This window comes from Klebsiella sp. H-Nf2 (assembly GCF_002806645.1).
Lineage (GTDB): Bacteria > Pseudomonadota > Gammaproteobacteria > Enterobacterales > Enterobacteriaceae > Klebsiella > Klebsiella variicola.
The window spans coordinates 971,972-995,641 of sequence record NZ_PIBL01000001.1 but is presented as its reverse complement, the minus strand read 5'-3'; the positions used below and the strand labels follow the sequence as shown (position 1 = coordinate 995,641).

Here is a 23,670-nt window from a genome sequence, read left to right as displayed (position 1 = left end):
GATACCGGCGACAACAGGTTAAATGTGGGGTTATTACGGATGAACAAAGGTCCGTTTTACCCGCTGTGAACGGCGAAAATAGGGCGCCAGGAGCGCGGCAGCCAACAGTGGAAACAGCAGCTGACGCAAAGCAAGAACATCCGAGACGGGAGAGAAGGCAAAAGCCTTTATCGCCAGCAGCAGAGTGATGAGCAACCAGATAATATAGTGCTTAGGGACCAGCGAGCGCCGCTTGAAGAACGCGATAGTCAGCCAAAGCGTGTAATACCACATGGCGACAGCAAACAGCAGCGAAGCGAGCCACAGTACCATATGTCCGGTGCTCATAGCGCGCAGCAGGGCATACGTCTGCGTCGACATGAGGGCATTGGCAAAAAACAGCAGCGATAAGGAGGCGCTCAGCAGCGCCACCAGCAACCAGGCCAGCGGTGCCAGCAGCCATCCGCCGATGCGTTCTGCAGATTGAGACGTCATGTTACTCCCCTATTCAACGCCAGTAATGAAAATCAGGCCGGGAAGTATAAGCAACTGGCGTGAAGGATGACAGCCTTACTGCACGAATCGCCAAACGGATTTAGGCACCTGGCCTACATCGAACAATTTACCGCCGGAGACCAGCTCTGCCCGGCGGTGGTCGGCCGCACGATACATATTCACGATCTCTTCGGTGTCGGTCAGGGAGTAGTTAAGGTGATCAAATAGTTTTTCAAGACTTTCGAGCGAACTGATTTTGCGGAATTTTAATAAATAGTCCAGAACGGTCATTTTCGTATCCATTTTATAATCGGAATAATTATGTTGAATATTATCAGCATTCACTAAACCTACTCTCAACCAACGGCGCCTTCTGAATGGGGCCGGGTGGAATGATTCAGGTTATATAAACCCATGACAAGGGGCGAGAGCCGACCTTGAAGAGCAGGGAGAAGTTTAAGAATATTCTAAAACCAGACCGGGCGCCGAATGGCGCCCGCAAGAGAAGATTAACGCTGTTCGCCGTGACTGGCAATAACAGATTTGTACCAATAAAAACTCTTCTTTCGTTTGCGTGCCAGATTTTGCTGGTGATCGACATAGACAAAGCCGTACTGCTTTTGATACCCGTTAAGCCAGCTCAGCAGATCGATAAACGACCAGGGATAATAGCCGCGCACATCCGCCCCTAGCGCCAGCGCCTTTTCCACGGCGCCAATATGGCTGCTCAGGTAGTCGATTCGCGGGTCGTCGACCACTTCACCGGCAATAATCGGGTCTTTCGCCCCCAGGCCATTTTCGGTGATATAGATCGGGATATCGCCATAGCGTTCCTTGATCATCATCATGCCGTCCGTCAGCCCCTGCGGCCAGATTTCCCATCCCCATTCGGTATAGGTGCTCTGCGGATTACGCACGAAATAGAACAACCCCTCCACGCCAGGTTCGCCACCGGTGGGGATCTCGGGCGGCTGGGCGGACACCGTTTCCCGGCGATAGTAATTCAGCCCAATAAAGTCACAGCGGTTCTCGCGCAGCAGTGCGTCATCGTCCGGTGAAAAGCGCGGTACCCCCCACAGAGCCTGGGTCTGCGCCAGCAGAGCCGCAGGATAGGTGCCTTTCAGTACCGGGTCGTAAAGCCAGTGAGTATGGATGGCGTCAGCCAGTTCGGTGGCCTTTTTGTCCGCCTCACTGTCGGTGAGCGGAGTATGCGGCTGTAGCACATTGACGAAGCCAATCTCGCCCGCCACGCCACTCTCGCGGAACGCCTTCACCGCCAGCGCATGGGCGATAAACACGTGGTGGCAGGCCTGAATGGCACGCGCTGGATCGCGGACCGCCGGGGGATGCAGACCGTTGATGTAGCCGTGGCCAATGAACACGATGGTTTCGTTAAAGGTCGCCCACAGCTTCACCCGTGAACCAAAGCGCGCATAGCACAGGCGGGCGTACTCGGCGAAGGCCTCGGCGGTACTCCGTGCTTCCCAGCCGCCCTCATCCTGCAGGGCCTGCGGCAGGTCCCAGTGATAGAGGGTGATCATCGGCTCAATATTGTGCGCCAGCAGTTCGTCGATCAGATCGCTGTAAAACTGTACTCCCGCTTCATTCACTTCACCGCGCCCGTTGGGCAGCAGTCGTGGCCAGGAGATAGAGAATCGATAACTTTGCAGGCCCATTTCGGCCATTAACGCAACGTCTTCGCGAAAACGGTGATAGTGGTCGACCGCGACATCGCCGGTGGTGCCTTCAAAGGTGGTACCCGGCAGGTGAGAGTAGATATCCCAGATTGACGGTCCTTTGCCGTCTGCGTCGTGCCCACCTTCAACCTGATACGCTGCGGTAGCGGCACCCCATAAAAAATTGTGCGGAAAAGCGGCCATGAATAAGCTCCCTGTCTGATGATAAAGGGAGTGTAATAAAAGCGATGATAACTGTGCAACCGGTTTCTGAAACCGGTTGCACAGTTGCGAAGCGGGTCACTGTTTTACGGCGGCGCTACTTTGTCTGCACCACATCCGCTGGCGGTGGGGCCTGATAGTTATCAATATGGTGCGCGATAACCAAAAGCAGTGCGGAAATACCAAAAACAATCCAGCCAATAAGTTCTACAATACGGGTAAAAACAGTCGTCATAACACGTCAATATCCTTTGAACACAGCGTGAAATGTTACTCCATGGTCAGCAGATCACAAGGGGTATCTGTCTGATTTTGCACATGTGCGGGAAAAAATCAGGGTGTTAAATGATAAATTTTGCTCACTATTTGTAAGATTATTCTCATCAACATGATATTGACATCAGCTGAATAAGTGAGGCGGTAACATGAGTGACGCGATCCGGGTAGGGCTATTAGGTTACGGTTACGCCAGCAAAACGTTTCACGCGCCGCTGATCGGCGGCACGCCGGGCATGGCGTTGACGACGGTCTCCAGCAGCGAGGCCAGCAAAGTTCATGCCGACTGGCCAGGGGTCAGGGTGGTGAGTGCGGCAAAGGACTTGCTCAACGATCCTGATATTGATCTGGTGGTCATCGCCACCCCGAACGACACCCACTTTCCGCTGGCGAAAGCGGCGCTGGAAGCGGGCAAGCATGTGGTAGTGGATAAACCTTTTACCGTGACACTGTCACAGGCGCGCGAGCTGGAGGGGCTGGCGAAGCATTGTGGCCGGGTGCTGTCGGTGTTTCATAACCGCCGCTGGGACAGTGATTTCTTAACCGTCAGGGCACTGATTAACGAAGGTCAACTGGGGGAGGTGTGTTACTTCGAGTCGCATTTCGATCGCTTCCGCCCCCAGGTGCGCCAGCGCTGGCGGGAACAGGGAGGCCCCGGAAGTGGCATTTGGTACGATCTGGGGCCGCATCTGCTCGATCAGGCGGTGGTGCTGTTTGGTCTGCCGGTGAGTATCACGGTCGATCTCGCTCAACTTCGCCCCGGCGCGCAATCCACCGACTATTTTCACGCCGTGCTGGCCTATCCCCAGCGGCGGGTGGTGTTGCACGGTACGCTACTCGCCGCCGCAGAGAGCGCGCGCTTTATCGTCCACGGCTCGCGGGCCAGCTATATTAAGTTCGGCCTTGATCCTCAGGAGGAACGGCTAAAAAACGGTGAACGACTGCCGCAGGAGGACTGGGGGTATGATATGCGCGACGGTACTCTGACCCGCGCCGAAGGCGACGAACGAAGCGAGGAGACATGGCTGACGCTGCCGGGCAACTATCCCGCCTACTATGCCGCCATTCGCGATGCGCTTAACGGGGAGGGAGAAAACCCGGTCCCGGCCAGCGAGGCGATTCAGATCATGACGTTGATTGAGCTGGGTATCGAGTCGGCCAGACATCGCGCCACGCTCAGCCTGGTGTGAGGGGGAGCCCGGCAGCGCGGCCGCCGGGCCGGTGATCAACCTTTCGCCACCCGCTGAATGAGAGCAGCTTTTTCCTGTTCGCTCAGAAACGCCTGGGTCAGACCGTTGATCTGCGCCTGACGGATCTGCTCCCGGCTCAGGCCCGCCGCCGGCGCCGCCACGGTGTACTCGTGAATGATATCGACGCCCTGCACCGCCGGATCGTCAGTGTTGAGGCTCGCCAGCACGCCGTGCTCAAGGAACTGCTTCAGCGGATGTTGGGCCAGCGAAGCCACGGTGCTGGTTTGCACATTCGAGGTCAGGCACGATTCAATGCCGATCTGATGTTCGGCCAGGTAGTCCATCAGGGCCGGATCCTCTACCGCTTTGACCCCATGACCGATGCGCTCCGCGCCCAACTCGCGGATGGCCTGCCAGATACTTTCCGGTCCGGCCGCTTCGCCAGCGTGGACGGTAATATGCCAGCCAGCGTCGCGGGCCTGATTAAAATGGTTGAGGAACAGCGCGCCCGGGAAGCCCAGCTCATCACCGGCCAGATCCAGCGCGGTGATGCCCTCGCGGTGGGCGAGCAGCGCCGCCAGCTCTTCCTGACAGGCCGCTTCGCCGAAGGTGCGGCTCATAATGCCGATCAGGCGGGCGTCGACCTGAAAATCGCGGCTGCCTTCACGTACGCCCGCGATCACCGCTTCTACCACGCCGTCGACGGGAAGCTGGTGGGTCATCGCCATATAGCGAGGAGAGAAGCGCAGCTCAACGTAGTGCAGGCCATTGCGCGCGGCGTCTTCGACGTTCTCGTATGCCACGCGACGGCAGGCTTCCAGTGAAGCAAGGACTTTAACCCCCCAGTCGAGCTTGGCGAGAAAACTGACCAGATCGGGCTCAAGGCTGGTGACCTGGACGTGGGGACGCAGCGTGTCGAGGGTGGAAGCGGGGAGGGCGATATTAAACTCGCGGCCAAGATCGAGGATGGTTTGGGCCCGGATGTTACCGTCAAGGTGGCGGTGAATGTCGGTTAATGGCAATGAAGAATCAATCATGGTCGCACTCTTTTTTTAGTTAAAGTGCACGTCATTATACAACATGTACATAACTGTTTAAAAGCATTGAAAAAATCCATTCGATACAAACAGCTGGGGCTTCTCTGGTCACTTTTCCGCTCTTTTTCGCTGCTCCATTTAAAACAGCGAACGACGTTCATGATTGACGCGATCCTGACCAGATCAGAAAAGCGCACGCGCTGACCGCGGCGCCGGCAAGGCAGACCGCCTGCCATCCCCAATGGGAATAAAGTTGCGTGGCGACGATAGCGCCTGCCGCACTGCCCAGCGAATAAAAACACATGTAAGCCCCAACCAGGCGGCTTGCCGCTGCAGGCCTGGCGGCAATAATCAGACTCTGGTTGGTGACATGAACGGCCTGCACCGCAAAGTCCAGTGCGATAACACCCACTATTAGCCAGAGCAGAGAGGTTTCGGCAAAGGCGATAGGCAGCCATGAGAGCGCCAGCAGCGCCAGTGCCAGGCCGGTCGTGCGCTGCGCCCATCCCTGGTCAGCCCACTTGCCCGCCCTTGAGGCGGCCAGCACGCCAGCGATGCCGGCCAGGCCAAACATCCCTGTCTGGGTGTGCGACAGGGAAAGGGCGGTGAGCGGCATGACCATGGTCGTCCACAGCATACTGAAAGCGGCGAAGATCAGTAGCGCCAGGATCCCGCGCTTTCTCAATTGCGGTTCAGTGGTATACAGCTGAAAAACTGACTTCAGTAAGGAAAGGTAAGTGGGCTTTTGCGACTGCGGCGTGGGCGAAGGCATGACTTTCCAGACGACGCCGGCAATCAACAACATCAGACAGGCAGCCGTGAGATAAACGGCTCGCCAGCCGGCGATATCAGCGATCGCGCCTGATATAAAACGAGACAACAGAATGCCTGAAACAATTCCGCTGGTCAGGGTACCTACCGCCTGGCCCCGTTTCTGCGGTGTCGCCAGTATCGCCACCCATGCCACCATCAACTGCACCACCACCGCCATCAGGCCGACGATCAGCATGGCACCCAGCAGGATCGCGATATTAGGGGATAACCCTGCCACGACTAACGCCGCCACTGACAGCAACAGCTGAGTCATCATCACGTGTTTACGGTTCAACCCATCGCCGAGCGGAACCAGGAACAGCAAGCCGATGGCATAGCCCACCTGTGTCGCGGAGATGACGCTGCCCATCATGCCGGGCGACACCTTCAGGCTGACCGCCATCGAGTCGAGTAAAGGCTGAGCTGAATAAACGTTGGCTACCGCCAGCGCGCAGGTCAGTGAAAACAGCGTCGTTATCCCCGCGGTCAGCATCGTGACAGGGGCGGAGGCGGTCGGGATCTCGTGCTCGGTACACAAACTTGCCTTGCATTTCATAAGAGGCCTGCACTCTGGTTGCTTTTTAAAACTAGTGTGCCTATAAAATTAGCCATAGTGGTTTTCTTTTGCAACTGTTTCGTGTGAAGATTAAGCTGGCATCAGTAGACTGATTGACGGAGAGCACGCAGATGGCGAAACAGGAATCACTCAGAACCAGTGAATGTCCGGTGGCAAGGACGCTGGAATCAATTGGTGAACGCTGGTGCCTGATGATTATTCGCGAGGCATTTGACGATGTGCGGCGATTCAGCGAGTTTCAAAAGAATCTAGGGCTGGCCAAAAATATCCTTGCCTCGCGGCTGAAGCACCTGGTCGATATCGGTATTTTCGTGATTTTACCGGCATCGGATGGCAGCGCCTACAAGGAATATGTCCTGACTGAAAAGGGGCGATCTGTGTTTCCCATTGTTGTGGCGATGCGGCAATGGGGAGAGCGTTATATGTTTGATCACGGGGAAACCTATTCTGTCCTGCTGGATAACGAACACGGTCAGCCGCTTCAGTATCTGGATGTGCGTTCCGCTCAGGGGGAGAAACTGCAACCTGGCGACTGCCATCGCCGGCGCGTTGTGTCGGATATCAGCGGTGAATGAAGGCCTGAAGAGGGGCGCGGTGCGGTGGGAATCGGTTCGATGACATCGCGCCACGGCCGTACAGCGAAAAGCGAACATACTAGCGTTCGGCAACCTTCGTTTCAGGTAAATCTATGATAACCAGTGTGCCAAAGCTGCCTGTTTCCACAATATGAGGAATGCCAGCTTTGGCGACATAAAGCTGGCCAGGCGTGACAGAGATTTTTTCTCCTTTCACATTCAGCTCCAGACGTCCGTCAATGACCAGTAACCCCTCGTCATACTCATGTACTTCTTCGCTTAATGAGCGTTCATCCATTCGTAAAACTTTGAGATTCGCTGTGCCAATGCGGCCTAATACTTGTGAGTGCCAGGCTTCCGGTAACACCTGTGCTTCGGCGCTAAGGTCATAAAGCGACATAACGTCATTCCCTTTGATGTTCGTTTTAGGCACTTATGTCATAGAAATGCTCTGCCGTCCTATAACAAATATGGAAAAACAAGTCGAAGAAGCGGCTAACCCTTTCTCCTCAGCCCCTTGCCCCCCAGAATATTGACATATCTTTTTCCTGGTGGCTTCTGATGACCCTCTGCACGTCGCGACAGGCGACTCACTGCCAGCAGAATAATCATTTACATTTATATTTTATTTGAATGTATTCATGTTACATATTAAATTCTGCTTACTTTATCGACGATGAGGCAAGGATGCGGATGTGGAGAGCGTAATCCATAACAATATTGAGGGTTTTCTGCTGCTGCTATTAAGCATGTGGCCGATTCTGATTGTGGTCTTTATTGGCGTCGCGATTTCTTTCTATACCATGCTGTTACGCAAAACGGCGCTGGCCTGCCTGCTGTTCGCCGTCGCCATCGGCGCCGCAGGCTGGAGCTTCGCTTAGCGTCTGTTCTCAGGGTTTATCCAGCAGGCTCATGCTGGAGGTGGCGGCGCCATCATTGAGATTGGACGGTGCATGCCAGTCGCGGCCAGCCAGCGCGCTATCGCCCTGGCCGCTGCTGGCGACGGTATCCTCCTGCGTCGACATCGTCGAGCCCGCCAGTGCTTCATCTGCCCCCGACTGATCGGGCAGGGAGCTGGTATACCCGCCATTGTCCGAGTAAGTATCCATACCATTCACTTCATTCGGTACCGTGTCGGTGGTGGTGCCATCATCGTTTATGCAAAATGATCCGCCAATGCCATTAGGCTGGCAGTCCGCGGCAAAAGCCGGGCCGGCCAGCGAGGCCAGCAACAATAGCGGTAAGCCGATTTTCTTCATTCTCATCTCCATGCGCAACGTGGCTCGACAGATGCTCTCTACTATAGAGAAGGACAGGGCGGTGGAAGGTGACAAAACTGTTTAATTTTGTAATAGCGGACTGACGTCCGGTTGCCCGTTCGCTTCAGCAGGTCGAGGCAGGCTGCGCCTTCCCGGAGCGGCGCAATACGCTAATCAATTGTTAATTCAACGTAAAGGTTAATGAAAATTTAAGAGAAGGCCGCTATGTTGGCGACATCACTCTTTCCATGAAGGAAATTCCATGCGCGATAAATATTCGGGCCTGCAGATCGGTATTCACTGGCTGGTCTTTTTGCTGGTGGTGGTGGCTTATGCGGCAATGGAGCTACGTGGATTTTTTCCCAGTAGCGACCGGCCGCTGATTAATATGATTCATGTCTCCTGCGGGATCACCATCTGCGTGCTGATGGTGACGCGTCTGCTGGTACGGCTGAAGTCGCCAGCGCCGCCGATCGTGCCGAAACCGTCGCCGATGATGACCGGTTTTGCTCATCTTGGCCATCTGGTTATCTATCTGCTGTTTATTGCCTTACCGCTGATTGGCATGGTGATGATGTACTGGCGCGGAAATCCCTGGTACGCCTTTGGCCTGACCATGCCGTATGCCCCGCAGAGCGATTTTGAGCGGGTGGACACCCTGAAGGCGATCCATGAATGGTTAGCCAACGCGGGCTACTTCGTGATTGGCCTGCATGCCCTTGCCGCGCTGGTCCATCATTACTGGTGGAAAGATAATACCCTGCTGCGGATGATGCCCCGTAAGCGCTAAATAGTCGTTACCGTTTTGCCTGACCCCGTCCCGCGACGGGGTTTTTTTTGCCTTTATGGGCAATAAAATATAGTATACCCCCCTATATGATACGGAGGCGTAATCGTGCCACATTCACCTGAAGATAAAAAACGGGCGCTCAGTCGCGTACGACGCATCCGCGGCCAGGTCGAAGCCCTCGAGCGCGCGCTGGAGTCCGGAGAACCCTGCATGACAATCCTGCAGCAGATTGCCTCGATTCGCGGTGCGGCAAATGGCCTGATGGGCGAAATGGTGGAGATCCACCTGCAGGACGAGCTGGTTAGCGGCGAGACCACCCCGGACCAGCGGGCCGCGAGAATGGCAGAGGTCGGTCATCTGCTACGATCCTATTTAAAATAACATCACGACGAGGAAGAGACAGTTATGAAATCACGCGCAGCAGTTGCCTTTGGCCCTGGCCAGCCGTTAAAAATCGTTGAGATTGACGTCGCGCCGCCGAAGAAAGGCGAAGTTCTGGTGAAAATCACCCACACTGGCGTGTGCCACACCGATGCCTTCACCCTCTCCGGCGACGATCCGGAAGGTGTTTTCCCGGCGGTACTGGGCCATGAAGGCGGCGGGGTTGTCGTGGAAGTGGGCGAGGGCGTCACCAGCCTTAAGCCTGGCGATCACGTGATCCCGCTGTATACCGCGGAATGCGGCGAGTGCAAGTTTTGTAAGTCGGGTAAAACCAATCTCTGTCAGGCGGTGCGTGCCACCCAGGGTAAAGGGCTGATGCCGGACGGCACCACCCGTTTCTCCTATAACGGCGAACCGATTTATCACTATATGGGCACCAGCACCTTCAGCGAATATACGGTTTGCGCCGAGATCTCGCTGGCTAAAGTCAATCCGCAGGCGCCGCTGGATAAAGTGTGCCTGCTGGGCTGCGGCGTCACCACCGGTATCGGCGCGGTGCACAACACGGCGAAGGTCAAGCCCGGGGATAGCGTCGCGGTCTTTGGTCTGGGCGGCATTGGCCTGGCGGTGATCCAGGGCGCGGTGCAGGCGCAGGCCGGACGCATTCTGGCGGTCGATACCAACCCGGATAAGTTCACCCTGGCAAAAGAGATGGGCGCAACCGACTTTATCAACCCGAACGACTACGATAAGCCGATTCAGGATGTGATTGTCGAGTTGACCGACGGCGGGGTGGATTTCAGCTTCGAGTGCATCGGCAATGTCAACGTGATGCGCGCCGCGCTGGAGTGCTGCCATAAAGGCTGGGGTGAGAGCGTGATCATCGGTGTAGCCGGTGCGGGCCAGGAGATCAAGACCCGTCCTTTCCAGCTGGTGACCGGCCGCGTGTGGCGCGGTTCCGCCTTCGGCGGCGTGAAAGGGCGCAGTCAGCTGCCGGGAATGGTGGAAGACGCCATGGCCGGTAAAATTCGCCTCGACCCGTTTATTACCCATCGCCTGCCGCTGGAGCAGATTAACGAGGCCTTTGATCTGATGCATGAAGGCAAATCGATTCGCACCGTGATCCACTTTGGCGACCAGTAATCGCTAACGCTGATGGCGTATCGTCACCCATAAAAAAAGGGCCCGGATGGGCCCTTTTGCTTAGGTCGATCAGTGATGGTCTGGGAGCGCGTAGGCGATGATGTAATCGCCGCGATCCGGTGACTGACGGGCGCCGCCAGCATTGATAATAATGTACTGCTTACCGGTTTTCGGTGAGACGTAGGTCATCGGGCCGGACTGGCTACCGACCGGCAGACGCGATTTCCAGATCTCTTTGCCGTTCGCGGTATCAAAGGCGCGCAGGTAGAAATCCTGGGTACCGGCGAAGAACAGCAGTCCGGACTGTGTGGACAGCGACGCACCAAGGGTTGGCATGCCGATCGGAATTGGCATGTGCATACGGATCCCCAGCGGCCCGGTATCTTCTACGGTGCCAACCGGTACCTGCCACACCAGTTTCCCGGTTTTCAGATCCACCGCGGACATGGTGCCGAACGGCGGTTTCTGGCATGGAATGCCCAGCGGCGACAGGAAACGTTCGCGCATGGCGCCAAACGGCGTGCCTTCCATCGGCACGATGCCCATCTCGATCCCGCTGGCGTCTTTCGCCACCTTCGCGCGCGGCACCATATAGTTGGCGAGGCCCAGACGCATATCGTTGACGAACATCAGGCTGTTGTTCGGATCCACCGAAACGCTGCCCCAGTTCATGCCGCCGAGCGAGCCCGGGAACTGCAGGGAACGGTCTTCACCTGGCGGGGTAAAGACGCCCTGATGGCGCATCTCTTTGAACTGAATACGGCACAGCAGCAGGTCGATCGGTGTCGCCCCCCACATATCGGATTCGGTCAGCGTCTGGTTGCCGATCATCGGCATTCCCACCGAGTAAGGCTGCGTCGGAGAGTAGCGTTCACCTTTGACGTTGCCCACCGGCACCGGACGTTCTTCCACTTTGGCCACCGGCTCGCCGGTCTCGCGGTTGAGCATAAAGATCATGCCCTGCTTGCTGGTCTGCACCAGCACCGGGGTGGTACCGCCCTTGCCGTCAGGCAGGTCGTACAGCAGCGGCTGAGACGGCAGGTCAAAGTCCCACAGGTCGTGGTGCGTGGTCTGGAAGTGCCAGCGCACCTGGCCGGTGGTGGCATCCACAGCCACGATAGAGGAGCTGTATTTATCGTCCAGCGCGGTACGTTCGCCGCCAAAGAAATCTGGCGTGGCGTTGCCGGTTGGCAGATAGATCAGATTCAGCTTCGCGTCGTAGGACATCGCCGACCAGACGTTTGGCGTACCGCGCGTATAGGTCTGGCCTTCCGGCGGAACACCGGTCAGCGCTGGATTGCCTGGATCCCACGCCCACGCCAGTTTGCCGGTGTGGACGTCAAACGCGCGGACCACGCCCGGCGGTTCGCCGGTGGAGTAGTTATCCGCGACGCGGCCGCCCACCACCACCACATTGCCCGCCACCAGCGGGGTGGAGGTCTGCTGATAATAGCCTGCTTTCACTTCACCCATGCCGACGCTAAGGTCGACAATACCGCGATCGCCGAAGCTTTCACACAGTTTGCCGGTATCGGCATCAATGGCGATCAGGCGGGCGTCGATCGTCGGCAGGAACAGACGACGGGAACAGGCGGCAGGTTGCGTGCCTGACGCTGGCGCGGTTTGCGCCTGGCTCTCTTCGTAATAGCCTAAGCCGCGGCAGCGCTGCCAGTTGGGCGAAGAGGATTTGGAGTCATAGCGCCATTTCTCTTTCCCGCTGTCCACATCCAGCGCCAGCACTTTGCTGTAAGGGGTACAGACGTAGAGAGTATCGCCAATCTGCAGCGGGGTGTTTTGATCTTCCGCCCCGGAGCCATTGCTCTGCGGGATATCGCCGGTATGCGCCACCCAGGCCACCTGCAGCTGGTTGACGTTCTGTTTGTTGATTTGGTCCAGCGCGGCGAAACGGTCGCCGTGGGTGGTATTACCCCAGTGCGCCCAGTTTTTCTGCTGTTCGCCCGGTGCGACGGGCTTCACTGGCACCGCTTCAGTGGCGCTAACCAGCGGTTCGGATTTGAACATCCAGCCAAAGCTCACCGCCAGTACCACGGCGAGAACGGCGGCAACGCCATATGCCGGGCCTTTTTTTGCCGGTGGGCTGGCGAGGAAAGGCCAGACCAGGGCGGCAAGGAAGGCCAGCACACCAAGCGCAAACAGGCGTGAGAAGAGCGGCCAGTAGTTCCAGCCAGCGTCACTTATCGCCCAGATCACCGAGGCGATAAACGCCACGGCGTATAACAAAATACCACCGCGGCGGTTGCGGAAAATCAACACCGCCGCGATGACCATCACCACGCCCATCAGCGCGAAGTACAGTGTACCGCCGACGAGGGCCAGTTTTGCCCCAAGAATACCGATAGCCAGACCGATGATGAGCATCAGTCCGGCGAGAAGCCACTGCAGGATCCGGGGGAATCCGCGCGGCGCGTTGCCAGTTGCCATGTAATCTCCTTAACCACTCCCGCCACTTCATCATGAACCAAATGAAACAGGTGCTTTCTGTTTTATTTTTGAATGAAGAGGTTTGTACCTTCATAAACGCAGGTTTATTGCTTGATGTGATTTCGAATGAACCATTTGGTGAAATCGCGATATGATAGATCTGTTAAAGAAATTTACGCAATTGTTAATGAATGATTTCGCACTAAATGATTATTTTGCTAAATGTGTTGTGCCGCCAGGCGCATCACATCGGCGAACGTAGGCTCCCCGGCAGGTGTCGCCGGGGAGAAAGCGGGGTCAGGCAGGCATTGATTTGCGGATGGCGCTGAGCAGGGTTTGCGTACCCGGCGTCAGCGTCGCATCGACGCGGGTCAGAATGCCGATGGGCTCTCCGGCGCCCTGGGTGGCAATCGGCAGGGCGCTCAGCACGCCCCGGCGAAGATCGTCTTTCACCGCCCCGGATGGCACGAACCACACATAGTCGAAATCGACCGTCAGCTGGCGTGACAGCGAAGCAGACAGCGTCTCGATGCATCCCGCGGGCATTTTACAGCCCTGGCTCTGGAGCAACGTTTCGGCGTTTTGCCGCGGTACGGTGCCCTTCGGCGAAACGACGACGGGCCACTCCATCACCCGGCTCAGGGTCACGGTCTCCTGAAGCAGGGGGTGTCCCGGGCGAACCACCAGTTTCAGGGATTCGAGGAACAGTAGCTCATAGTTGAGTCCACTCATCAGATCCGGGTCGGACATGCGTCCGATACCGATATCGATCTCCCCGGATTTTAACCCCGCCAGCAGCATGGTGTTGTTCATGGTGGCGACCTGCAGCGTGATGTCTTTTTGCTGCTTATGGAACTGGCCGATCACCGTAGGCAGGATCCCCAGCGCGGCGGTAGGCAGCGCGCCGATACGCACAATGTCGTTATTCAGGCCCTCTTTACGGTTCAGCGCCTGACCCGCTGAGTTAAGGGCATCAAGTACCTTAACGGCATGAGTCAGAAACTGTTCGCCGACCAGGGTGAGTTGCGCCCCCAGGCGGCCCCGCTCGAACAGCCGGGTACCGGTTAGCTGTTCAAGCTCGTTAAGCGTTTTCGAGAGTGCAGGTTGACTCAGATTTAAAGTTTCAGCCGCGCGCCCCAGCGTTCCCTGTTGAGCGACGGCCACGAAGGTGTGTAGATGGCGCAAGCGAATGCGCTGACTGAAGAGACCATTTTTTTCCATAGTAGATGATGTTAAAAACACAGCGGTGAAAGAGACAAGCGGCCTTGTTTAAATTTGATAACCAGATAGCAAAATATTATTAACATTTGACCTGATTACATTACAAGATCTTTCCCCACGGTTTAAAACGCCTTCCCCCCGCAGGACTAGGGGAAGGCGTTTATCGGCGTGGCCGCTAGATATCGAAAAAGACGGTTTCGTTTACGCCCTGCAGATAAATATCGAAGCGATAGACCACTTCCGAACCACGAACCTCGCGTTCGGCGATTAAGGTTTTGCGTCTTACTTCCCACTCGATCAGATTCAGCACCGGGTCGTTGGCGTTGGCCTCGTGTTCATCGGCGAAATACATCCGCGTGTTCAGGCCGATGTTGATCCCCCGCGCGACCACCCACAGGTTGACGTGCGGCGCCATCAGGCGGCCATCGCGGCCGACAACCGGGCCCGGCTTAATGGTGTCAAAGCGCCAGACGCCGGAGGTGAAATCAGAGCAGGTACGCCCCCAGCCGCGGAAGCCCGGGTCGACGGCTTTCTGCTGCTGACGGTCGTCAGGATGGTTATAGCGTCCCGCGGCGTTGGCCTGCCAGATCTCCAGCAGCACATCACGGACCGGTGTTCCGGAGCCGTCGATAACCCGGCCTTCAATGGTGATCCGCTCCCCGGTGGTATCGGCGGTGGTGAGGACCGGGCCAAAGTTTTTCTCAAAAATATGAAAGCCCGCGGCGTCAGGCGCCAGACCGATATGAACATAGGGTCCCGCCGTCTGCGAGGCGGTTTCAGGCAGATACTGTTTCATCGGGCGGCCCCCTGAGTGCGATTTTCAAACAGCGTGGCGCGATGGCCGCGCAGAACAAGGTCGAAGCGGTAGGCCAGGCAATCCAGCGGTACGGCGGCGTGCATGTCCAGCTCGGCGATCAGCGTGCGTACGGCGTCGTCATTATTAATGGTCCGGACGATCGGGCACTGTTTGATCAGCGGGTCGCCTTCGAAATACATCTGGGTGATCAGGCGCTGCGCCCAGGCGTCACCCGAGAGCGAGAAATGAATATGCGCCGGACGCCAGTCGCTGGCCTGGTTACGCCACGGGTAGGGGCCGGGCTTGATAGTGCGAAAACAGTAATAACCGTTTTCATCGGTCAGCACCCGGCCGCAGCCGCCGAAGTTCGGGTCAATCGGGGCCAGATACTGATCTTTTTTATGTCGGTAGCGGCCGCCGGCATTGGCCTGCCAGACTTCCACCAGGGTGTTTTTCATCGGTCGGCCAAAACCATCGCGCACATAACCGTGGACAATGATCCGCTCGCCAATCGGCAGGCCTTCTTTGGCATAGTTAAGGATAAGGTCATTATCCAGAGGGCCTAGATCGTCGTGGCTAAAGACCGGCCCGGTGATCTCTGACAGCGAGTTCTGCAGGGAGATCAGGGCATTCTTCGGTGAGCGCAGGACGCTGGTTTTATAGCCCGGCGCGTAAGCGGGCGGGTGACTACTGTAATCGCGATGGATGACCTCGCGCGGGGACCATTTGTCGTTCATCGGGTACTCCGTGTAGACGGTAGAGGGGCATGTTGTTGTAATGTCGCCAGAAACAGTGTGTGTAAATGTATTGTTAATTTAAAGTGAAATTACCGGGTGTTTTTCATAACCGTGGGTTATGTTTTGTGCAATGACTGCTAGCGGAAGCAGGTTATCGCCATCACAGTTTGTAAATTCTTCCCCCCGCCAGGAGGCAGCTTTCCTACACTCCAGGAAGTATTCACTGGAGGTAACACATCATGGCGAACACCATCACGGCTGATGAGATTCGGGAGCACTTTTCGCAGGCCATGTCGGCCATGTACCAGCAGGAAGTTCCGCAGTACGGGACGCTGCTGGAGCTGGTGGCAGACGTCAATCTGGCGGTACTGGAAAATAATCCGCAGCTGCATGAACAACTGGCCAATGCCGACGAGCTGGCGCGCTTAAACGTGGAGCGCCACGGCGCAATCCGCGTGGGCACAGCGGAGGAACTGGCGACGCTGCGTCGCATGTTTGCCATCATGGGGATGTATCCCGTCAGCTATTACGATCTCTCACAGGCCGGCGTGCCGGTCCATTCCACGGCCTTTCGTCCCATCGACGATGCCGCGCTGGCGCGCAATCCGTTTCGGGTTTTCACCTCGCTGCTGCGCCTGGAGCTGATTGAAAATCGCGCCCTGCGCGAGCGGGCCGAGGCCATCCTTGCCCGGCGCAAAATCTTTACCCCCCGCTGTCTGGCGCTGATTGCGCAGTATGAAGCTGAGGGCGAATTCACCTCTGCCGACGCGCGCGAGTTTGTGCAGGAGGCGCTGGAGACCTTCCGCTGGCACCGGCATGCCACCGTCGATGAGGAGACCTACCATGCTCTGCATCGCGAGCACCGCCTGATTGCCGATGTGGTCTGCTTTCCGGGATGCCATATCAATCACCTCACGCCGCGGACGCTGGATATTGATCGCGCCCAGGCCCTGATGCCAGAGTGTGGTATTGAACCCAAAGCGCTGATTGAAGGGCCACCGCGCCGGGAGGTCCCGATCCTCCTGCGGCAGACCAGCTTTAAGGCGCTTGAGGAGCCGGTGATGTTTGCCGGTGAGCATAAAGGCACCCACAGCGCCCGCTTTGGTGAAATTGAGCAACGCGGCATTGCGCTCACGCCAAAAGGACGCGCGCTGTACGACCGCCTGCTGCAGGCAGCGGGGACCGGAAAGGACAATCTCAGCCATCAGCTGCATCTGCAGGAGGTATTCCGCGAATTCCCCGACAGCGAATTTTTGCTCCGACAGCAGGGGCTGGCCTGGTTTCGTTACCGCCTGACGCCCGCCGGCGAGGCGCATCGTCAGGCGTTTCGTCCGGGCGACGATCCGCAGCCGTTGATTGAGCGCGGGTGGGTGGTCGCCCAGCCGATTATTTATGAAGATTTTTTACCGGTCAGCGCGGCGGGTATTTTTCAGTCCAATCTGGGCAACGAAACGCAGGCGCGCAGCCACGGGAATGCCAGCCGCGAAGCCTTTGAGGCGGCGCTGGGCTGCCCGGTGGAGGATGAGTTTGCCCTGTACCGACAGGCGGAGGAGCGCAGCAAACGACGTTGCGGTCTGCTGTAAAATCAGTACCCTGCTGGCATCAGCCTTACAGGGAGCAGGTTATGCAACATCCGTCGAAACCGTTGGCAAAAACCCGCCAGGGAACCGTATCCGGGAGCGCAGAGCAGGGGATCCATATCTGGCGCGGCATTCCGTATGCCGCGCCGCCTGTGGGCCCGCTGCGCTGGCGCGCGCCGCAACCTCCTGCCCGCTGGCAGGGCGTCCGCCAGGCCGACGCCTTTTCCGCCGCCAGCTGGCAGGACATTGACTACTGCCGTGAGCTCGGCGGCGGCGATCCCGGCGCTTTTAGCGAAGACTGCTTATATCTCAATATCTGGACACCTGCTGCAGCGGCGCAGTCGCTGCCGGTGATGGTCTGGCTGCACGGCGGCGGGTTTACCATCGGCGCCGGCAGCCTGCCGCCTTACGATGGCAAAGCCTTAGCCAGCCGCGATGTGGTGGTGGTGACGGTCAACTACCGACTGGGCCATCTCGGCTTTTTCGCCCATCCGGCGCTGGAGGAAGAGGCGGGCGAACGTCTCTATAATTTCGCGCTGCTCGATCAGATTGCCGCTCTGCAGTGGGTTCAGGAGAATATCCATGCCTTTGGCGGGGATGCCGCTAACGTCACGCTGTTTGGCGAATCCGCCGGGGCGCGCAGCGTGCTGTCGCTGATGGCCTCGCCGAAAGCGAAAGGGTTGTTCCATAAAGCGATTATTCAGAGCGGGTATACGTTACCCGACCTGCCGCGAGAGAAGGCGCTGGAGAAAGGCCGCCTGCTGGCGGAACACTTTGCCTTACCGCAAGCCAGCGCTGAGGAATTACGGGCGATCCCCGCGGAGGCCTTCTGGTCACTCACCGCGCCGCTGAACACAGGGCCGGCCCCCATCGTCGGCGACGCGGTGCTGCCGCAGCCGATGCTGGAGACCTTTTTTGCCGGACGTCAGCACCCAATGCCGGTGATGATCGGCTCCAACAGCGATGAAGCCAGCGTGATGGCCGTGTTTGGCGTCGATATCGCCGGGCAGATCCAGAAGCTGCGCCGTGAGCGTCGCCTGGGACTGGGTCTGATCAAACTCCTTTATCCCGGCGTGAAGGGCGATGAAGCGCTGGGGCGGGAAGTGTGCCGCGATATGGCCTTCACTACCCTCGGTTATGTGGTGATGCAGGCGCAGCAGCGTGTGGGGCAGCCGTGCTGGCGCTACTGGTTTGATTATGTTGCGGAAGCGGAGCATGACACCTATCCGCACGGCGCCTGGCATGGCAACGAGGTGCCCTACGTGTTTGATAACCTGCGGTTGACCGACCCGGTGTGTCAGTACGCCAGCGAAGCGGATCTGGCCTTCGCCGCTCAGGTCGCTGATTACTGGGCCCAGTTTGCTCGCGTCGCCAGCGGCGACCAGGCGCTTGCCGGCGCGGTGCGCTGGCCAGCGTGCCTGCGCGGACGGGATCGTCTGTTGCGCATTGGCCTGCATAAGCGTGCCGGCTTTAAAGTGGAAAATCGCTTTATGCGCGCCCGGCTGGCGCTGTTTCGCCGGGTGATGAAGCATCACGTGACGCTGGAGTGAATGCGCTGAGGGCGGCTGAGTCACTGCCGCCACCGGTTGGTGGCGGCGTTCACTCACATGACGACCACGGGCTTTATCACCTTACCAGACGCCGAATCGGCGAAAGCCTGGTTGATATCGGCCAGCGGGTAGCGAACGATAAGCTTATCGATAGGGAATTTCCCCTGCTTATACTGCTGCACCAGCAGTGGAATAAACAGCGCCGGGACGGCATCACCCTCAATCACCCCGACCAGCGACTTGCCCTCCGCCATCAGATCGTTCTGCACGTTAAAAGTGATATCCCCGGTAAAGCCGACGATGGCCACCGTACCTAATGGTTTCACCGCGTGCACGGCCTGCAGCACGATGGCCGATACGCCGGTGGTTTCCACCGCGTAGTGAGCGCCTTTGCCGGTGATCTGTTTAATCAGGGCGACGGCATCCTGTTCCTTGCCATTGATCTGATGGGTGGCGCCCAGTTCGCCCGCGAGGGCGAGGCGACTGGCATGAATATCGACAGCGATGATCTGCGAACAGCCGGTTAATTTCGCCGCCATGATGGCGCTGAGCCCCACGGCGCCGCAGCCAAACACCACAATCGATTCCCCAATCACCGGTTTCAGGCGGTTGAGCACCGTCCCGCTGCCGGTCTGGATGCCGCAGCCCAGCGGGCCGAGCAGGGTGAGATCGACCTCCGGGTCGACCACCACGGCGTTGCTGGCGCGGGTGACCACATACTGGCTGAAGGACGACTGGCCAAAGAACAGGGACAGATCCTGATCGCCCAGCCGATAGGGGGTGGTGCCATCCTCGCGTCGGCCGCCAAAATTAAGCGTATTAAAATCTTCGCAAGCCGAAGGGTGGTTGCTTAAACAATTTTCGCAATGGTGGCAGGCGGCATAGCTGAGCACCACGTGGTCTCCCACCCTGATACCGCTGACCGCCTCCCCGACGCTGGCGACGATCCCGGCGCCTTCATGGCCGAGGATGGCTGGCATAGGCACCACTCCCGGGTTATCACGCATCACCGCGTCGGTATGACAGACCCCGGTGGCGACAATTTTCACTAATATCTCATCCTTTCCCGGTGGGGAGACGTCAACATCCTTGAGGACGAAAGGTTGCTGGTAGCCCAGCGTGACGGCTGCTTTCACTTGCATGGCATGACTCCTGAATGAATTCCCTGGAGAGCGTGGCGGGACAGCCCGAACGGCTCTCCCGTGTTGGCCGCTAACATGACGAAATATAGCGGTTACCGGTGAAAAGTTAGCACCGGATGTGGCGGAAATTTGCGCCAATTGTGCCTAAAAAAAAGCATGGCGCTGGGGCATAGGTGTGATGAATATAACGCAGCGGGGAAAAGCTATCCGCTCAATAGTCAGGCGAAAAAAGCGGCAGACAGTGTGTTCGCCTCCCGGCCAAACGCCGAAGGAAAAGTAAAAAAACGGGCTGTTCTGGTAGACAGGGCTTTTTTACCTTTTTTCTGCGGGCAACAATTGGATTATTAATCGTTTTTGTCTAGAGTGGGCGGAATTTATCACGCAGCGTGATGACGCGTTGCGAATCAATTCACCCGTGCAGAAGGACGCTTTCTCAGGCATGAACCGCAGACGTTTTCTTAAATCTTCCATGGCTGTTGCCGCCGTATGCGGAACGTCAGGAGTCGCATCCTTATTCAGTCAGGCCGCTTTTGCCGAAGACGCGGGCATTGCCGACGGGCAGACGCGTCGTTTCGATTACACCGTGCTGCAGGCGATGGCCCACGATCTGGCGCGCCAGCCATGGGGCGGCGCCCCGCGCGATCTGCCGCCAACGCTGGCCAATCTGACTCCGCAGGCTTATAACAGCATCCAGTATGACGCCAACCACTCGCTGTGGAACAACATTGAAGAACGCAAACTGGACATCCAGTTTTTCCACGTCGGGATGGGGTTCCGTCGCCGCGTGCGGATGTTCTCTCTTGACGCCGCCACCCAGCAGGCGCGCGAGATCCATTTCCGCCCTGAGCTGTTTAAGTACAATGACGCCGGGGTCGACACCCGCCAGCTGGAAGGCCAGTCCGACCTTGGCTTCGCCGGATTCCGGGTGTTTAAAGCGCCGGAGCTGGCGCGCCGCGATATCGTGGCGTTCCTCGGCGCCAGCTACTTCCGCGCGGTAGACAGCACTTACCAGTACGGCCTGTCGGCTCGCGGGTTGGCGGTGGACACCTTTACCGATACCCCGGAAGAGTTCCCTGATTTCACCTCCTTCTGGTTCGAAACGGTTAAAGGGGACGCCACGGTCTTTACCGTTTACGCGCTGCTGGATAGCCCGAGCATCACCGGGGCCTACAAATTCACCATCCATTGCCAGGATACCCAGGTCATCATGGATGTGGAAAACCACCTTTATGCCCGCAAGGACATCAAACAGCTGGGTATCGCGCCGATGACCAGTATGTTCAGCTGCGGCAACAACGAGCGCCGGATGTGCGATACCATCCACCCGCAGATCCACGACTCCGATCGGCTGTCGATGTGGTTGGGGAACGGCGAATGGGTCTGCCGGCCGCTGAATAACCCGCAGAAGCTGCAGTTCAACGCCTTCCAGGACAAGAACCCGCGCGGCTTCGGTCTGCTGCAGCTGGACCGCGATTTCTCCCATTACCAGGACGTGATGGGCTGGTATAACAAGCGTCCCAGCCTGTGGGTTGAGCCGCGTAACCAGTGGGGGAAAGGGGCGGTCAGCCTGATGGAGATCCCGACCACCGGCGAAACGCTGGATAATATCGTCTGCTTCTGGCAGCCGGAAAAAGCGGTGAAGGCGGGCGACGAACTGGACTTCCGCTACCGTCTCTACTGGAGCGCGCAGCCGCCGGTGAGCACTCCGCTGGCGCGTGTGCTCGCCACCCGCACCGGGATGGGGGGCTTCCCGGAAGGCTGGGCGCCGGGCGAGCACTATCCGGATAAGTGGGCGCGCCGTTTTGCCATCGACTTTGTCGGCGGCGATCTGAAGGCCGCCGCGCCGCGCGGTATTGAACCGGTGATCACCCTCTCCAGCGGCGAAGCGAAGCAGATTGAGATCCTCTATGTTGAGCCGTTCGATGGCTACCGGATCCTCTTCGACTGGTATCCGACCTCCGACTCGACCGACCCGGTGGAGATGCGCCTGTTCCTGCGCTGTCAGGGCGAAGCTATCAGCGAAACCTGGCTCTATCAGTACTTCCCGCCGGCGCCGGATAAACGTAACTACGTTGACGACCGGATCATGAAATAGTCCCGTGACAGCCGCGGCCCGCAGGCAACGCCTGTGGGCCAGTAGAGAACCCCATGACTACAGACATTCCCGCAGTACCTGAGTCGATCCCGGTGACCGACGCGCTGACGCTTATCGCGATTGATGAGCGCTACGTCAGCGATCTGCACCAACTGGTGGTCAAAAACCGCCACTGGCTGCAGCAATCGCTTAACTGGCCCGCCGAAGTGAACAGCGAAGAGGAGACCCGCCGCCATGTGCAGGGTAACGTGATTCTGCATCAGCGGGATTACGCCAAAATGTTTTTGCTGTTTCTTGACCATCGACTCGTTGGCGTCCTGTCGTTCAACCAGATCGAGCCGCAGAACAAAACGGCCTATATCGGCTACTGGATCGATGAAGATCACCAGGGGCAGGGGCTGCTTTCGCGCTCCCTGCAGGTCTTTATCCACCATTATGCCCGCAGCGGGCTGGTGCGCCGGTTTGTGATCAAATGCCGGGTGGCCAATACCCGCAGTAACCAGGTGGCGTTGCGCAATGGGTTCGTTCTTGAAGGTTGCCTCAGGCAGGCCGAGTATCTGAACGGCAGCTATGACGATCAGAATATCTATGCGCGCATTATTGACCGCGACGAGGCGCTAGAGGGCGCCTAACAGCGGCGTGCGGGTGATGTGCTGCTGGCCGTCAAGCGTTTTCGGGCCGCGCAAATGAATGGCCTCTCCCTCCTGCGCGGCGATCTGCACCTCGTCATTGATGGTGACCTGGTGCTCAATGATCACATCGCCGAGGATAACGGTCCGCCCCTGGATCAGCACGTCGTCGTCGAGCAGAATCGGACCACCGCGCAGCTGCGCCTCGCCACCGACCATCGCCCGGTGCTTTAACAGGCAGTTGCCTTCAATCACCGCATTCTCCGCCACCTGCGAACTGTAGCGCACGGTGGGGATGGCATCCTCTCCGCGACCGGCGATCAGTCGCGCATGACCATAAACCCGGGCGTTATCGCACACCCAGACGTCGTTTTCTTCGTTCCCCTCCAGTCTTGCCTGGTCGAACACTTCTGCCCGATGTTCGACAAAAGCGTGCTCGACAAAGGCATCGCCGTAGATTTGCGCCTGATGAAGAATACGCGAGGCGCTAACGGTGGCTCGCTGATAAATCTGCAGGACTTTGTCGCGATCGGCGGTCAGCCCGCGGGCGGCAATCACCTGGCAGTGGGGCAGGAGACGCGCCTCGTCGGCGAGGCGACAGTAACCGCGCACCAGACTATGATTAATCGTGACGTTGTCACTTATCTGCGCGTGATGGCTAATGTGCGAGGCATGAATGCATGCCCGTCCGCCGATGGCGGCCTCGTGGCTGACCACGCAGGGCCCGGTTAAGCGAGCGTCGTCGCGGATACTTGCCCCGGCGAAAACCACGCTGTTGGCATCGTAGATCCAGCACTCTCCCTGTTGGCTGAGAGCGCTTTCCGCGTCCACCCAACCGCCTTCGCTGCCTGCTTTGACGTCAGCGAAATCGATAAGCGCCACTATCTGGCGCAGGGTGACGCTCTGTTTGCCAGCCTCTTCCTGGTAACAATACTGCCGGGTCTGTTCGCTGAGACGGTATTTACGCATTCCCGATCCTCATTACTTATGGTTAACATAAACATAGCAAAGATCGCCGTAGCGCGCGGGATAAGGTTCCTTTAAAATGCAACTTCAAATTAAATT

General features: G+C 57.9%; 25 protein-coding genes. 11 read left to right on the top strand and 14 right to left on the bottom strand.

The annotated features are described in order from the left end of the window. Positions 1-33: 33 nt before the first annotated feature. The 4 genes from CWM58_RS04910 to blr all read right to left on the bottom strand — a co-directional run bounded on the left by CWM58_RS04910 (position 34) and on the right by blr (position 2,607). The gene (locus CWM58_RS04910) at positions 34-474 is read right to left on the bottom strand and encodes a DUF2569 domain-containing protein (RefSeq protein ID WP_074385674.1); all 441 of its coding nucleotides are present in this window, start codon (positions 472-474) and stop codon (positions 34-36) included. A gap of 75 nt (positions 475-549) precedes the next feature. After that, a complete protein-coding gene (gene ydgT / locus CWM58_RS04905) occupies positions 550-765 on the bottom strand; it encodes a transcription modulator YdgT (RefSeq protein ID WP_004202843.1) in 216 nt (71 codons plus the stop codon). Positions 766-983: 218 nt separating this feature from the next. Next, positions 984-2,354, bottom strand: a complete 1,371-nt coding sequence (locus CWM58_RS04900; protein ID WP_100680404.1) for a GH1 family beta-glucosidase — start codon at positions 2,352-2,354, stop codon at positions 984-986. A 115-nt stretch (positions 2,355-2,469) separates the two neighbouring features. Continuing rightward, complete coding sequence (gene blr, locus CWM58_RS04895) at positions 2,470-2,607, bottom strand: division septum protein Blr (protein WP_061154391.1); 138 nt, start codon at positions 2,605-2,607, stop codon at positions 2,470-2,472. A gap of 190 nt (positions 2,608-2,797) precedes the next feature. On the opposite strand from blr, the gene CWM58_RS04890 reads away from it, so the two are divergent. After that, on the top strand, positions 2,798-3,838 hold the full coding sequence (locus tag CWM58_RS04890) for an oxidoreductase (protein WP_100680402.1): 1,041 nt from the start codon (positions 2,798-2,800) through the stop codon (positions 3,836-3,838). Between the two features lie 35 nt (positions 3,839-3,873). Here CWM58_RS04890 and add read toward each other — a convergent pair whose 3' ends face one another. Continuing rightward, the gene (gene add / locus CWM58_RS04885) at positions 3,874-4,875 is read right to left on the bottom strand and encodes an adenosine deaminase (RefSeq protein ID WP_100680401.1); all 1,002 of its coding nucleotides are present in this window, start codon (positions 4,873-4,875) and stop codon (positions 3,874-3,876) included. 157 nt (positions 4,876-5,032) lie between these two features. Next, complete coding sequence (locus tag CWM58_RS04880) at positions 5,033-6,181, bottom strand: MFS transporter (RefSeq protein ID WP_165785717.1); 1,149 nt, start codon at positions 6,179-6,181, stop codon at positions 5,033-5,035. 194 nt (positions 6,182-6,375) lie between these two features. Between CWM58_RS04880 and CWM58_RS04875 the strand changes: the two genes are divergently transcribed. Beyond that, positions 6,376-6,840, top strand: a complete 465-nt coding sequence (locus CWM58_RS04875) for a winged helix-turn-helix transcriptional regulator (protein ID WP_100680399.1) — start codon at positions 6,376-6,378, stop codon at positions 6,838-6,840. A gap of 79 nt (positions 6,841-6,919) precedes the next feature. On the opposite strand, the gene CWM58_RS04870 is transcribed toward CWM58_RS04875, so the two are convergent. Further along, positions 6,920-7,240: a cupin domain-containing protein gene (locus tag CWM58_RS04870; protein ID WP_061154396.1), complete on the bottom strand. Its 321-nt coding sequence runs from the start codon at positions 7,238-7,240 to the stop codon at positions 6,920-6,922. Positions 7,241-7,535: 295 nt separating this feature from the next. On the opposite strand from CWM58_RS04870, the gene CWM58_RS04865 reads away from it, so the two are divergent. Next, complete coding sequence (locus CWM58_RS04865) at positions 7,536-7,721, top strand: hypothetical protein (protein ID WP_061154397.1); 186 nt, start codon at positions 7,536-7,538, stop codon at positions 7,719-7,721. A 9-nt stretch (positions 7,722-7,730) separates the two neighbouring features. On the opposite strand, the gene CWM58_RS04860 is transcribed toward CWM58_RS04865, so the two are convergent. After that, positions 7,731-8,099 (bottom strand): hypothetical protein, encoded by a 369-nt coding sequence (locus tag CWM58_RS04860; RefSeq protein ID WP_061154398.1) that lies wholly within the window; start codon positions 8,097-8,099, stop codon positions 7,731-7,733. A gap of 262 nt (positions 8,100-8,361) precedes the next feature. Here CWM58_RS04860 and cybB point away from each other — a divergent pair, with 262 nt between their 5' ends. The 3 genes from cybB to CWM58_RS04845 all read left to right on the top strand — a co-directional run bounded on the left by cybB (position 8,362) and on the right by CWM58_RS04845 (position 10,413). Continuing rightward, positions 8,362-8,889 (top strand): cytochrome b561, encoded by a 528-nt coding sequence (gene cybB, locus CWM58_RS04855; RefSeq protein WP_100680397.1) that lies wholly within the window; start codon positions 8,362-8,364, stop codon positions 8,887-8,889. Between the two features lie 105 nt (positions 8,890-8,994). Next, complete coding sequence (locus tag CWM58_RS04850; RefSeq protein ID WP_004101746.1) at positions 8,995-9,270, top strand: metal/formaldehyde-sensitive transcriptional repressor; 276 nt, start codon at positions 8,995-8,997, stop codon at positions 9,268-9,270. 24 nt (positions 9,271-9,294) lie between these two features. Beyond that, a complete protein-coding gene (locus CWM58_RS04845; protein WP_012968056.1) occupies positions 9,295-10,413 on the top strand; it encodes an S-(hydroxymethyl)glutathione dehydrogenase/class III alcohol dehydrogenase in 1,119 nt (372 codons plus the stop codon). Between the two features lie 69 nt (positions 10,414-10,482). Here CWM58_RS04845 and CWM58_RS04840 read toward each other — a convergent pair whose 3' ends face one another. The 4 genes from CWM58_RS04840 to pcaH form a co-directional block, all read right to left on the bottom strand. Continuing rightward, the gene (locus tag CWM58_RS04840) at positions 10,483-12,855 is read right to left on the bottom strand and encodes a glucose/quinate/shikimate family membrane-bound PQQ-dependent dehydrogenase (protein ID WP_100680395.1); all 2,373 of its coding nucleotides are present in this window, start codon (positions 12,853-12,855) and stop codon (positions 10,483-10,485) included. A 297-nt stretch (positions 12,856-13,152) separates the two neighbouring features. Then, positions 13,153-14,076 (bottom strand): LysR substrate-binding domain-containing protein, encoded by a 924-nt coding sequence (locus CWM58_RS04835; RefSeq protein ID WP_012541541.1) that lies wholly within the window; start codon positions 14,074-14,076, stop codon positions 13,153-13,155. Between the two features lie 175 nt (positions 14,077-14,251). Continuing rightward, positions 14,252-14,872, bottom strand: a complete 621-nt coding sequence (pcaG, locus tag CWM58_RS04830; RefSeq protein WP_100680394.1) for a protocatechuate 3,4-dioxygenase subunit alpha — start codon at positions 14,870-14,872, stop codon at positions 14,252-14,254. Further along, on the bottom strand, positions 14,869-15,609 hold the full coding sequence (gene pcaH / locus CWM58_RS04825) for a protocatechuate 3,4-dioxygenase subunit beta (protein ID WP_094311979.1): 741 nt from the start codon (positions 15,607-15,609) through the stop codon (positions 14,869-14,871). Before pcaH ends, pcaG begins: the two co-directional genes overlap by 4 nt. Positions 15,610-15,848: 239 nt before the next feature. Between pcaH and CWM58_RS04820 the strand changes: the two genes are divergently transcribed. Both CWM58_RS04820 and CWM58_RS04815 read left to right on the top strand, forming a co-directional pair. After that, positions 15,849-17,192 (top strand): VOC family protein, encoded by a 1,344-nt coding sequence (locus CWM58_RS04820; RefSeq protein WP_100680392.1) that lies wholly within the window; start codon positions 15,849-15,851, stop codon positions 17,190-17,192. Between the two features lie 41 nt (positions 17,193-17,233). Then, complete coding sequence (locus CWM58_RS04815) at positions 17,234-18,739, top strand: carboxylesterase/lipase family protein (RefSeq protein WP_100680391.1); 1,506 nt, start codon at positions 17,234-17,236, stop codon at positions 18,737-18,739. 53 nt (positions 18,740-18,792) lie between these two features. On the opposite strand, the gene CWM58_RS04810 is transcribed toward CWM58_RS04815, so the two are convergent. Beyond that, positions 18,793-19,881 carry an NAD(P)-dependent alcohol dehydrogenase gene (locus tag CWM58_RS04810; protein ID WP_100680389.1) on the bottom strand — a complete coding sequence of 363 codons (1,089 nt, stop codon included), beginning with the start codon at positions 19,879-19,881 and terminating at the stop codon, positions 18,793-18,795. Positions 19,882-20,037: 156 nt separating this feature from the next. Between CWM58_RS04810 and CWM58_RS28080 the strand changes: the two genes are divergently transcribed. The 3 genes from CWM58_RS28080 to rimL all read left to right on the top strand — a co-directional run bounded on the left by CWM58_RS28080 (position 20,038) and on the right by rimL (position 22,608). Continuing rightward, complete coding sequence (locus tag CWM58_RS28080) at positions 20,038-20,229, top strand: hypothetical protein (RefSeq protein WP_133122410.1); 192 nt, start codon at positions 20,038-20,040, stop codon at positions 20,227-20,229. A 91-nt stretch (positions 20,230-20,320) separates the two neighbouring features. Continuing rightward, positions 20,321-21,976, top strand: coding sequence for a glucan biosynthesis protein D (locus CWM58_RS04805; protein WP_012541545.1), 1,656 nt, complete (start codon positions 20,321-20,323; stop codon positions 21,974-21,976). 53 nt (positions 21,977-22,029) lie between these two features. Then, entirely contained in the window at positions 22,030-22,608 is a 579-nt protein-coding gene (gene rimL / locus CWM58_RS04800; protein ID WP_100680388.1) for a 50S ribosomal protein L7/L12-serine acetyltransferase, read from the top strand. Here rimL and ydcK read toward each other — a convergent pair. After that, positions 22,594-23,574, bottom strand: coding sequence for a YdcK family protein (ydcK, locus tag CWM58_RS04795; RefSeq protein WP_100680387.1), 981 nt, complete (start codon positions 23,572-23,574; stop codon positions 22,594-22,596). The genes rimL and ydcK overlap by 15 nt on opposite strands. Between the last annotated feature and the right edge of the window lie 96 nt (positions 23,575-23,670).